Consider the following 12,897-nt stretch of genomic DNA (forward strand, 5'->3'; position numbering starts at 1 on the left):
GGAAAGAACATATGAAAACTATTTTGATCGTTGAAGATGAAGTGAAAATCAATCAGCTGATATATAGCAGTTTGACTGCTGTCGGTTATCAATGCTTCCAGGCTCATTATGGCATGGAAGCTCTTGCCGTTTTAAAGAAAGAAGCGGTTGATCTAATTATTTTAGATATCCAATTGCCGGATATTGACGGCTTTTCTTTGATTAAAAATATCAAAGAAATCCCGGTCATCTATCTGACTGCTCGTTCTGCGATTGAAGACCGAGTCAAGGGGCTCAATGCAGGAGCCGAAGACTATATGGTAAAGCCCTTTGCCTTGGACGAGCTGATTGCACGAGTTCAAGTGGTTTTACGACGTTTTGATTCTGAAGAGGATGTTTTCAAATGGAAGGATTTGAGTGTGGATTTTCAAACGTATAAAGTAGCGTTAGCCGGGATAGAAGTCGATTTAAAGCCGCAGGAGTTCAGTTTGTTGGAAGTGTTTATTCGTCATAAAAACATGGCGTTGACACGAGAACAATTGCTGCAATTGGCGTGGGGCTTTGATTATTTTGGCGATGAACGAACGGTGGATGTTCACGTCCAAAGACTCAGAAAAAAATTAAAGCTGGAGCAACAGTTGAAAACAGTCTTTAAGCTGGGCTATAGATTGGAAGTGGAATGAATGCAACTATGGAAAAAGAATTTCTTCTTTGTTGTTATACTTTTTCAAAGCTTGTTATTCGCGGGGTTATTTTTCTTTGTCAGTTACAGTTTCCAACAGTCATTGAGAAAGGAAGCAAGGCAATTTAGACAATGGATAGATGACAGTCAGAAGCTGATTAACCAGATTGTGGAAGATCCTTCTTCCGGACTTGCGAGAGAATTTATTCCTGTCATTCATGAACAACAACAGTTTTACTTTAAAATCACGAATAACGGCGAAGAATTGTTTTCATCGATTCCGGAATATCCATTGATAGAGTATAGTCAAAACAAAGAACAGTTTTCAATCACGAGACGAGCCAGGACGGTTTACCTTGCTTGTCAGAAAGACAGAACGATTGGTGGGGTAAATTTTGAAGTGTCTTTCATAAAAGATGCTTCATCCATTTACTTGGAGCAAAGGCAGAGAGTCATATATAGTTTGTTATTCGGCATACTCTTTTCTCTGTTTCTCAGTACGATCATTTACTGGCAGATGAAAAAGATTTATCGACCGATACAAAACCTTTCTCATGAGTTGCGGACACCACTAACTCTTATTTCAGGCTATTCAGAATATTTAATGCGGATGAAAACGACGGAAGAAGAGAAAATGATGATGAGTCAGGAGATTTTTCAAGAGTCCCAGCATTTGCAAGAGGTGATAGAGCAGTTATTGATTATGGGAGATTTGACCGAAGATGAGCTTCAAATGGAAAAGCTTCAATTGAGTGAGCTGATCCATAGTTTGAGTCATAACTATCCTCAGTTAAATGTTTCTATTTTTGAGGAAGCGGAGATTCAAGGCAATCGTGTCTTACTATTGCGGCTATTTGATAATCTTCTGGATAATGCTTCTAGAGCAGCTGAGGAGCTGGAGGTTCAGCTGCGAATCTCAGGAAAAGAAGTGGAGATATCAAATCCGGGAACACAGATTCCAGAGAGTCAATTGAGAAAAATGAATCGTGGGAAAAAGCTGACCCAAGCTGAGTACGAAGGATCAGGGCAAGGATTTCTAATTTGTCGAGAGATTGTCTCACTTCATCAGGGGAAAATAACTATTCAGTCAGATGCACAGAAAATCATTGTGCGGATTATTTTTTAGCTAAAAAGAAGTTCAGCTAGTCAGCTGGAGCAGGTGTGTGCAATTTTGTACACACCTGCTTTTTTCTTGTTCATAGAAAAGAGCAACGGCTAATTTCTAACCAAGTGTTAATAAAATAACAATTTTAAGAAATAACTCACAGAATTTTCTCAGAGATATAATGTATGATATATATCACTATGGTAGAATGATTCTATCTTTTAATTGGAGGCTATTCATGAAAAATACAAATCGAAAAATGAAAAAAGGGTTAGTTGAACGGATTGGTGCGGCCTTGCCGGAGTCGAATTTACTGTTTCTTATTCTTATTGGCATTATCATCATTATCAGCTTTATTGCACAAGGGGAGTATGCAGGCGTTCAGGAAGGAACGTCCTATGAAGTAAAAAATCTGCTGTCTTTTGAAGGGATCAGATGGCTATTGTATAACATCATTGAAAACTTCCGATCGTATCCGCCGCTGGGAATCGTGATCGTCGGAGTGATCGGTTTTGGTTTTGCGGAAAAAATTGGTTTGTTGGGAACCATCATCAAAAAAGTGGGCCATTCCACGCCGGAGAAATTCATTTTGCCGGTTATTATTTTTGTGGGGATCAACTCATCGATTGCTTCTGATGCAGGGTATGTTGTGTTGGTGCCTTTAGCTGGGGCACTTTATGCAGGACTGGGAAAAAATCCATTGATTGGGATTTGCGCAGCGTTTGCGTCGGTATCTGCCGGCTTCGGTGCGGCATTGATTCCAACACCCGGAGATGGCTTGTTGGGAGCAATCACACAAAACGTTGTGGAAGAGACGATGGGGCAAAAATTTGAGTTTAATGCAGTCACGATGAACTTGGTTTTCATGATTGTTTCGACCTTCTTTTTAACTGTCCTGTTGACAGTCGTAACCAATCGATTCATTGAAAAACGTGCCCAACATCATGAAATCGTGATTCCAAAAGAGGATGCAATCGAGGTTGGTGAGCTGACTGATAAAGAACGCAGAGGATTGAAAGCTGCGGGGATCGCATTAGTAGCGGTACTAGTAGTTTTTGCTGTGATGTACTTTACAGGTATTCTACAAAGCTATGAGTCAGTCATTGATGAAGCTGGAACGATCAAAACCTTCAATCCGATTCTGGATAATATCATCGTTATCATGATTTGCCTTTTCCTTTTTCCATCAATCGCTTACGGACGGACCGTAGGAGCAATCACTTCAGGCAAAGAATATATTCAGGTCACTACAAAAGCAATGATGGACATGGCGTACATTATGGTCTTTGCAATTTTTGCCGGAAATTTCTTAGCGATTTTCTCTTATTCCGGTTTGGATAAATTCATCGCGAATCATGGGGCGCAAGGACTGATCAGCTTGAACATTCAGAATGATTTTATTTTGATCTTGCTCTTTATCCTGTTATCCGCTTTTATCAATCTGTTTATGGGCTCAGCAAGTGCGAAATGGACGTTGCTGGCACCGATCTTTATCGTGATGCTGGACAGTGCGTCAAATGGCAGTTTGAAGCCTGATGTCATTCAAGCAGCGTATCGTTTGGCGGATTCATCGACGAATATCATCACGCCGTTGATGACTTACATGGGTGTTGTATTAATTGCGGCGAAGAAATATTCACCGAAATTTGAAATTGGTGATTTAATGTCGATTATGACCCCTTACTCACTCAGTGTTTTAGTGGGGTGGACGATTTTCTTCCTCGGTTGGATGCTGACAGGATTGCCATTTGGGATATAAAAAACAGAAATTTTATTATTGATATGGCAAAAGTACGACTGATTATTCGGATGTTTAGGAAAACAGTATAAAGGCTGTGAAAATACACAGTATTATGTTTCAAGGTTTTGCTAAAACACAGAAAATTTGAGGCCTTGGAGTGTAATGTTTTGTTGTAGCTATAGGTTTTAATAGTAATTATAATAGCCTAAAGCGAATGGTTAAAAAAACTGTTGACGCTTTCAAAAAAATGAGTTACACTCTTCTTAACAAAATATCAGGCGTGTAACTACGTAATAGTAGGCATAACCGAATTGAATCATTCTCATAAGAGAGTGGTTTAGTTCGGTTTTTTTTGTTAAGAAAATGGAGGCGAAAAAAATGGATGAGAAAAGAGTCGCAAAAGAAATTGTAGAAAACATTGGGGGCGCAGAAAATATCTCTCATTTGGAACATTGTTCGACAAGATTGAGATTCACTTTAGTCGATGATAGTAAAGTGAAAGAAGAGGCAATTAAAAATATTCCGGGTGTTCTAGGACTTACACGGACTGCTCAGACGCAAGTCATCATTGGTAGTGCTGTGGTGGAGGTTTATCAAGAGGTGCAAAAGTTGCTATCAGGGACGGCTCCTGTTAATAGTACCGGGCCTAAGAAAAAACAAGATTGGAAAGCTGTTGTCTTGGATTTTGTCATTAGCATCTTTCAGCCATTGATTCCTGCAATTGCCGGCGGTGGGATTCTAAAGTCACTATTAATGCTGTTAAATCTAATTGGTATTTTAGACAAAGCAACACCAACCTATCAAATTTTGACATTTGTAGGGGATGCACCGCTTTATTTCCTGCCACTACTTGTGGCGATTACAACAGCCAATAAATTAAAGGTCAATAGCTTAGTTGCTGTCTCTGCCGTAGGAGGGTTGCTTATTCCGGGGTTAACAGCGATGATGGCAGAAGGGACAGCATTCGTTGGTCTACCAATCCAAAATATCAACTATGCGTATCAAGTGTTTCCAGCCATTCTTTGTGTACTTAGCTATTCTGTTTTGGAAAAATTCTTTACGAAAATTAGTCCGAAAGTAATCAGAAGCTTTTTTGTTCCGATGATGTCTTTACTGGTCGTTGTACCTTTGACTTTGTTAGTTCTTGGCCCTATCGGTTTTACTTTCGGTCAAGGGTTTGCTAGTCTGATCATGGCTATCTTTACTCGATTTGGTTGGATTGCAGTGGCTTTATTAGCGGCATTTTTACCATTCATGGTTGTAACAGGAATGCACAAAGCGATGATTCCATATGTAATCACCTCTTTAGGAGAAACTGGAAAAGAGCTAATTTATAATGCAGCCTCTTTGGCACATAACATTGCTGAAGCAGGAGCATGCTTTGCAGTTACTATTCGAACAAAAGATAAAGGCTTGAAAGCAACAGCTGTTTCTGCGGGTATCTCTGCTTTATTTGGAATAACAGAGCCTGCTTTATATGGTGTTACCATATTGCACAAGCGTGTTTTATATGGCGTAATGTTTGGTAGTCTTATAGGCGGTGCAACATTGGGGATTTTAAGTGTAGAAGCGTATGTGGCTGTAGGGCCTGGAATAGCTAGCTTATCAATGTTCATTTCAGATACACTGCCGAATAATTTGATGTATGCTGTAATCGGTTTGATCGTATCATTCATTTCCTCTTTCTTAGCAGTTTTTGTACTATGGAAAGAGCCCGTTAGTGAAGACGCTGAAAAAGTCGTTGATAAAAATGAAGTGATTTTTAAATCTCCGGTTGAAGGGCAAGTGATTTCGCTGTCAAAAGTGAATGATGCTGTATTTTCAAGTAAGATGCTGGGCGACGGTATTGCCGTTATTCCCGAAAAGGGCGAGCTTTATGCTCCGGTTAATGGAACAATCAAGATGGTTTATAATACCAAGCATGCGCTTGGGATGGAGACGGATGATGGTGTTGAGATTTTGTTCCATATTGGTCTTGACACAGTAAATCTTGAGGGGAAACATTTTGAAAGCTTTGTGACAGAGGGGCAGCGCGTGACGCAAGGTGAACGGCTGGTAGCATTTGATCTTGAAGAAATCAAGAAATTAGGGTTTGATCCAACCACAATGATTGTTATAACAAATCCGAAAAATATAAAGCTGACTATAGCTGCCGGTGAGCAAGTAACGAAAGAAGAACAATTATTTGTGATCGAAGGGATGGGTGAACATGCACTTGCGTAAAGATTTTTTATGGGGAGGCGCTATTTCGGCTAATCAGGTCGAAGGTGCTTGGAATAGTGATGACAAGGGAATGTCAGTAGCAGATGTGGCAGTTTTCAAGCCAAGTATAGATGTAAAAGATTACAAGGCACATAACACTATAACGAGTGAAATGATTGCTGATGCAAAAAATGATCCGGAAACAAAATGGTATCCGAAACGCCGAGGGATCGATTTCTATCACAGGTATCAAGAGGATATTCAGTTATTTGCTGAAATGGGTTTTAAGGCTTTAAGAATTTCGATTGCCTGGACTCGGTTATTTCCAACAGGAGAAGAAGAGCAAGCGAACGCTGCTGGTATTGAATTTTATAGAAATGTATTTGAAGAGCTGAAGAAAAATAATATCGAACCAATTGTTACCCTATCACATTATGAAATGCCATTGGCCTTATCTGAAAAATACAATGGTTGGGTAGAGAGAAAGCTAGTGGATCTTTTTGTAAAGTATGCGGAAGTCTGCTTTAAGGAATTCGGCAGCTATGTAAAATATTGGCTGACTTTCAATGAAATCGACAGTGTAGGTCGCCATCCCTTTATAACAGCAGGAATCGTTGAAGATCAATGTATCGACTATTCTTTAGAGGAGGCTGTTTATCAAGCGTTGCATCATCAATATGTTGCGGCAGCTTTGGCAACAAAACGGTGCCATGAAATAATTCCGGGGAGTCAAATGGGCTGTATGTTAACCAAATTGACCACCTACCCAACAACCTGTAAACCAGAAGATGTGTTGCTGGCACTAGAGAGTAATTTGAACAATTATGCACACGCCGATATTCAAATATTTGGGAAATATCCTCAACTGTATGAGCAACAGTTAAGGAATAAGGGCATCAAAATCATTAAAACTGCTATAGATGATCAGATTTTGGAAGAAAATACGGCAGATTATCTAGCCTTTAGCTACTATATGTCACGTACAGAATCTGCTGATTCCAATAGAGAGCAAACGGCAGGAAACACGATAATGGGGGTGAAAAACCCTTATCTTCCGTCAACTGAATGGGGCTGGCAAATCGATTCAGTTGGGTTAAAAATATCCTTATTAGAGTTGCAGGACCGCTACAATGTTCCTTTGATCATTGTGGAAAATGGTATGGGCGCGAAGGATGAATGTACGTCTGACGGAGAGATCCATGATACTTATAGAATTGATTATTTAAGAAAGCATATCAAGGAGATGGTGGAGGCGGTTGAATTAGGAGTGGATTTATTTGGCTATACTAGCTGGGCACCTATTGATTCAATCAGTGTTTCTACTTCACAGATGAGTAAACGATATGGTTATATTTATGTTGATCAAGACGATCTGGGAGAAGGCACCTTGGAGAGAGTAAGGAAAGAATCATTTTTCTGGTATAAAAACGTCATTAGTAGCAATGGTGAAGTCTTGGAATAGGAGGGTGACTATGATTATCAAAAAAATCCTGAACCCTAATACCATTCTAGCGGTGGATGATGATCAGCAAGAGTTTGTATTTTTTGGAAAAGGAATTGGCTATAGTAGAGAATTGGGGCAGGCTGTTGCTGATGAAGATGTGAATCGTGTCTTTATTCCTGTAGACAATTTACAAATGCAAGAATACCTGCGTCTGTTTGATTCTATACCAGCTGTTTATTTTGATATTGCTCAGCAAATTATAAAGAAAGCCGAAGAAGTATTGGGAACAACGCTTAATACAAGTGTATTCTTTACCTTGAGTGACCATTTGAACTTTGCCGTTGAAAGACAAAAGAACGGGTTGAATATCCTAAACCGAGTATATTGGGAAATCAAAAACTATTACCCGATGGAATTTTCAGTTGGTGAGTTTGCGTTGAAACTGTTGAAGCGAGAGTTAGGTCAGGTATTGCCTCCAGAAGAGGCAGCCAATATCGCTTTTCATGTCATCAATGCTCAAAATGTCGGCTCATCTACAAGTAAAGGGATGGAGTATGCCAAGCTAGTAGGTGGAATATCGGATATCGTTAAATATGAGCTTGGAATAAATTTTGATCGTGAAGATGTACATTATCAACGTTTTATTACACACCTCAAATTTTTTGCAGAGAGATATTTTGAAGGGAAAATGATTACAGAAAACGATGCAGGCCTATTTGAACAAATTGCACAGCTATATCCCAAAGCACTAACCGTTGCTTTTAATGTCAAGGATTATGTGGAGCTGTTGAACACTGAGAAGATTACCAAAGAGGAGATTGCATATTTGACTGTTCATATCAATCGACTAATGTGTAACAAAAAAATCGATGAGAAATAATAGATTAAATATGTGACTAGGGTATTTAAGTTTATCCATTAAATTTTGAGTCCTCCTGATTAAAAATTAGGTGGTAGGTTGGTAGAGCAGAGCCATTTGATAAAAAGAATAAAATGAGGCTCAGCTAAGCGTATCAATTGCTTCTTTTCACAACTTTAAGCATACTTTAGTTGTGAGGAGGAGATTAGAATGATAGAAGCATATAAAGAATATTGGAGTAACATAACGGTAATGGATGCAAGAGCAACTAGAGGGCAATATTGGTGGCCTCAAGTGCTGAACTATCTTGTATTATTCATCTATGGTATGATCACGAATATTTCTCAGTATTATAATTTTGAGACTCAGGAATTTATCAAGCTGAATATCTACGCCTTTATCTTTATGGGGCTGACCTTCGCAATTTGGCTGGCGAATTTTACCGTGCGTGCGCGTCGTCTGCATGATACGAATCGTAGTAACTGGTGGGTGTTAGTTTATCTTATCCCATTATTTGGACCAATCATCATGTTTGTTTTCATGGTATTGCCAAGCAAATCTTATTCTCGTTGGTCTGTGAATCAATCAGAGCTGTCTTAAATTGAATTTATTAAAACCAACATTGACCTGCTTCCTTTTTTATAAGGAGGCAGGTTATTTTCGGCGTCAAAAAATACACGCTTGCTTCCTTCGAGAAAAAGTCCTATTATAAAAGATGACCGTACAAATTTTTGTGGAGGAAAAAAATGGCAGCCAAATACCAACAAATTGCGGATGAGATTCGCACGAAGATTTTAAATGGAGAATACCCAGTAGGCTCTGTTATACCACCGGAGCTGAAGCTGCAGGAAATCTGCCAAGTCAGCCGCCACACGATTCGCCAGGCGATTGCTTTGTTGGCGAATGAAGGCTTCCTTCGTAAGGAAAAGGGATCAGGTACATATGTGGATGATCGTTTTATGACAAGAGAGGCTTCGGAGAAACGGACAAAAACGATTGGTGTAATAACGACCTATCTTTCCGATTATATTTTTCCGTCCATTATACGCGGCATTGAGGAGACTCTTCGAGAAAGCGGCTATTCCTTGTTACTGGCAAGTACTGGAAACGATCCACAGCAGGAACGAAAATGCCTGGAAAGCATGATTGCTCAACAGGTAGATGGATTGATCGTTGAGCCGACTAGAAGCAATCAATACAATCCGAATTTATCCTACTACCTGTCTTTGAAAGAGTCTGGCGTACCTGTAGTGATGATCAATTCTCACTACGAGGAGCTGGACATTCCTTATATTAGTCTGGACGATGTCAAAGCTGGTTTTACTGCGACCAATTTCATGCTGGAACAAGGGCTGGAAGAGCTTGCACTGATTGTAAAAATCGATGATTTGCAAGGCAAGCTAAGGATGAAAGGGTTCATCGAAGCCTTTGAAAAGAAAAAGCGGATGTTTGATTCAGCAAATATTTTTACGTATACAACAGAGGAAAAGGAGCAAGTTGTTACACGGATTGCTAAAAAGCTCTTAGAAAAGGACAATACGATCCAAGGAATTGTCTGTTACAATGATGAAATCGCCAATTCTCTCGCACAATACCTATCTGCTTCTGGTAAACAGGTACCGGAGGATTTTTCGATTATTGGACAGGATGATTCCTATCTGAGTACAGCGGGTGAAATCCCATTAACGACCATCAGCCATCCAAAGGAACAATTAGGTCGAGATGCTGCGCAATGGATGATTCGAGCGATTGATAAGAAAATTTTTGGTGAGAATATTCTTTATGAGCCAGAAGTGATCGAAAGACAGTCGACAAAGAAACTTTGAAAAGAGGAGTGGCGCTTTTTAGCGATAACTGGGAAATATAGAAGGACAGAAGCAAATCCAATTGCTTCTGTCCTTTTGTTCGCTTGAAAGTTGAACGGTCATTTCTGCTTTTCGAGTTGTCTAGTTGTTCAAACTAGCTCCTTTCGACAATAAGTTCAAATTGTCTCATGGTAAAGAACACCATGTGTCAATTCGAAGCTTTTCTAGCTGTCTAGCAGAACAGCCCAACTTCTTCGACAATAAGCCCCCTTGTCTGCACTGGTAAAGAACACCATTGAGCCAAGTGGTCTTATTGCTTGAAAGTTGAACGGTCTGTTCTGCTTTTCGAATTTGAACAACTTTTCTGGATGTCTAGCTTCACGAGCTAGCTCCTCTCAACAATAAGATAAAACATGTCTCATGGTAAAGAGCACCATGTGCCAGTTTTGTCTTATTGTTCGGGAGCTGGGCAAGCTCGTGAAGCTTTTCTAGCTATAAAAAACTTTGATCTTGATGTCTTGGTCGTAGTTTCCGAAGCCGCGTCCGAATAGGGTGCAGCCGCCGACGTTTTTGGCGTCTTCTTTGACTTCCATACGTAGATGCCACGTGTCTTCGTTGCTTGGGATATCTGCGATGGTGATATCAGAAAGAGAAACACCGTCCATGTTTGTCAGATGCTTCGTGATGCGGATCGTTTTCAGTAGTCCGTATTGATTTAGATTATCGGGATACCAATCCGGTGTATATTTACCTCGGATATCGGCAAAATCTCCCGGGCTTGTCCAAGTCCCTAATTCCACCCCATTCAATGTAAATGTGATGTCAGAGGGCCAGTTATCGTTGGCAAAGGGGAATTCAGAAGAGATTTCCATTGAAATTTCCAGCATTTCCAATTTTTCATTTTCAGAAAGAAAATTTGGGGTCTGGTATTCCACAAAGCCCTGCGTGAACCAGAGGATTCGTGCATCCATTCTTCTGGCATCCATAAAGTATTTTGGTTCATCAACATCGCCAATAAACTCATTGATTGTTGCCAGCCCACAGGTTGGTTCAATCAAGTAATTTGTATAATGACCCACAGGAATAAAGGTTTCCTTAAAGTCAAAAGCATTGAATATTTTTTCCGGAAAGTTGATATCGATTTTATCTACTCGTAGACTGGAAATTTTCTTTTGCCCAACTTTTTCAGTTTTGATGATATTGGCTTCCTCTAATTTTTTGATGTGCATAGTAATGATTGCACTGCTTAATCCAAGAGCAGTTGCTAATTCTTTGACGCTCATTTTATTTTTTGACAGCAGTTGAATAATATTGATCCTTACTTTACTAGCTAACGCTTCGTATACAGGTAAGGATTCTTCGTTGACTTCTAATTGCATAATGTCACCTCACGACCTTTAACTTCTATCTCTATATCTTAGCATATATGTTAATTATATAAAATGATATTCTGTTAGTCAAACTATAATTAATAAAAACGTTAATTATAAATGCAAATAATTTTAGTTATTTAATATAAATATTATTGACAGCGTTTGCAATATGATTTATTATTTAGGTAAATATTAAAGGAGGGCTGGTTTTGAAAGCTAAGTTGTCGATTAATAAGCATTTTTCTATTTCTGAAGTAGATCCTAGACTATATGGTTCATTTATTGAGCATATGGGTCGAGCGGTTTATGAGGGGATCTATCAACCGAATCACCCGTCAGCAGATGAAAATGGTTTTAGAAAAGACGTTTTAGAACTGGTAAAGGAATTGAATGTGCCGTTAGTACGTTATCCCGGCGGAAATTTTTTATCTGGGTATAACTGGGAGGATGGCGTTGGACCTGTAAGTGAACGACCAAAACGCTTGGATTTAGCTTGGCGAACGACCGAGACAAATGAGGTGGGCCTGCACGAATTCTATGAATGGGCCAAAAAAGCGGACACAGAAATCAATATGGCGGTCAATCTGGGAACTCGGGGAATCGATGCTGCAAGAAATTTAGTGGAATACTGCAATTATAATGGAGAAAGCTATTGGAGCGACCTGAGAAAAGAAAATGGATTGAACGAACCGTTGAACATCAAGACCTGGTGTCTTGGCAATGAAATGGATGGTCCTTGGCAAATTGGTCATAAAACAGCGGAAGAATACGGACGGCTGGCAGCTGAGACAGCTAAAGCCATGAAGCTGGTCGATGATTCGATTGAGTTGGTTGTTTGCGGTAGCTCCCATAGTCACATGCCGACATTTGGTGAGTGGGAACTGGAAGTTTTAGAGCATACTTATGACTATGTCGATTATCTCTCATTGCATCAATACTATGGAAACCAAGAAGACGATCTTGAAAACTATCTTGCGCGTTCATTGGATATGGATGAATTTATCACAGGTGTCACGGCTATGTGCGATGCGATAAAGGCGAAAAAGCATAGTAAAAAGCAGATAAATCTTTCATTTGATGAATGGAACATTTGGTATCACAGCAATGCGCATGATGAGAAAGTTAAGCCTTGGCAAATCGCACCACCACTACTTGAAGATCATTACAATTTTGAGGATGCTCTTTTACTGGGATGTCTGTTGATCACGTTGCTAAAGCATAGCGACCGAGTGAAGATTGCTTGTTTGGCACAGTTGGTCAATGTCATTGCACCGATCATGACCAATCCCGAAGGGGAAGCGTGGAAGCAGACTATTTTCTATCCGTTCATGCAGGTATCAAACTATGGTAGGGGAACGGTTCTACAACCGTTGATCGAATCGGAGACCTATGCGACCAAGGATTTTGAAAAGGTTCCTTATCTTGAATCGATTGCTGTATTGAATGAAGAAGAAAATGAATTAGTCATTTTTGCTGTCAATCGAGGACGTGAAGCGCTGGATTTTGAAATCGGTTTCGGTGATCTGGCTATTGAAGCAGTCGCAGAATTTTCTCAGCTAAGCGGATTTGAAATCAAAGAGGTAAACACTGAGCAGGATGGGCGTATCAAGCCTGTTCCTTCAGAGGAATATACAATGAATGCTGCTGGTATCACCTGTCAATTGCAACCGTTGTCTTGGAATATGATCAGATGCACACTGAAATAAA

At 39.8% G+C, this 12,897-nt stretch carries 10 protein-coding genes; 9 read left to right on the plus strand and 1 reads right to left on the minus strand.

Annotated elements, in window-relative coordinates; genetic code table 11:
• Positions 1-11 precede the first annotated feature (11 nt).
• The 8 genes from A5888_RS16895 to A5888_RS16930 all read left to right on the plus strand — a co-directional run bounded on the left by A5888_RS16895 (position 12) and on the right by A5888_RS16930 (position 9,838).
• Complete coding sequence (locus A5888_RS16895) at positions 12-662, plus strand: response regulator transcription factor (protein ID WP_086350673.1); 651 nt, start codon at positions 12-14, stop codon at positions 660-662.
• Entirely contained in the window at positions 663-1,787 is a 1,125-nt protein-coding gene (locus A5888_RS16900; protein ID WP_086350674.1) for a sensor histidine kinase, read from the plus strand.
• Between the two features lie 217 nt (positions 1,788-2,004).
• Positions 2,005-3,525, plus strand: coding sequence for an AbgT family transporter (locus A5888_RS16905; protein ID WP_170924880.1), 1,521 nt, complete (start codon positions 2,005-2,007; stop codon positions 3,523-3,525).
• Between the two features lie 360 nt (positions 3,526-3,885).
• Positions 3,886-5,730 (plus strand): beta-glucoside-specific PTS transporter subunit IIABC, encoded by a 1,845-nt coding sequence (locus tag A5888_RS16910; protein ID WP_086350676.1) that lies wholly within the window; start codon positions 3,886-3,888, stop codon positions 5,728-5,730.
• A complete protein-coding gene (locus tag A5888_RS16915; RefSeq protein WP_086350677.1) occupies positions 5,717-7,171 on the plus strand; it encodes a glycoside hydrolase family 1 protein in 1,455 nt (484 codons plus the stop codon). The genes A5888_RS16910 and A5888_RS16915 overlap by 14 nt, the downstream gene beginning before the upstream one ends.
• Before the next feature lie 10 nt (positions 7,172-7,181).
• A complete protein-coding gene (locus A5888_RS16920) occupies positions 7,182-8,033 on the plus strand; it encodes a PRD domain-containing protein (RefSeq protein WP_086350678.1) in 852 nt (283 codons plus the stop codon).
• A 189-nt stretch (positions 8,034-8,222) separates the two neighbouring features.
• Entirely contained in the window at positions 8,223-8,612 is a 390-nt protein-coding gene (locus A5888_RS16925) for a DUF805 domain-containing protein (protein ID WP_086350679.1), read from the plus strand.
• A 146-nt stretch (positions 8,613-8,758) separates the two neighbouring features.
• A complete protein-coding gene (locus A5888_RS16930; RefSeq protein WP_086350680.1) occupies positions 8,759-9,838 on the plus strand; it encodes a GntR family transcriptional regulator in 1,080 nt (359 codons plus the stop codon).
• 467 nt (positions 9,839-10,305) lie between these two features.
• Here A5888_RS16930 and A5888_RS16935 read toward each other — a convergent pair whose 3' ends face one another.
• A complete protein-coding gene (locus A5888_RS16935; RefSeq protein ID WP_086350681.1) occupies positions 10,306-11,196 on the minus strand; it encodes an ArsR/SmtB family transcription factor in 891 nt (296 codons plus the stop codon).
• A 284-nt stretch (positions 11,197-11,480) separates the two neighbouring features.
• Here A5888_RS16935 and A5888_RS16940 point away from each other — a divergent pair, with 284 nt between their 5' ends.
• Positions 11,481-12,896 (plus strand): alpha-N-arabinofuranosidase, encoded by a 1,416-nt coding sequence (locus tag A5888_RS16940; RefSeq protein WP_086350790.1) that lies wholly within the window; start codon positions 11,481-11,483, stop codon positions 12,894-12,896.
• Position 12,897: the final 1 nt, after the last annotated feature.

Origin of the sequence: Enterococcus sp. 9E7_DIV0242 (genome assembly GCF_002140975.2) — a bacterium.
GTDB classification, from domain to species: Bacteria; Bacillota; Bacilli; order Lactobacillales; family Enterococcaceae; genus Enterococcus_L; species Enterococcus_L clewellii.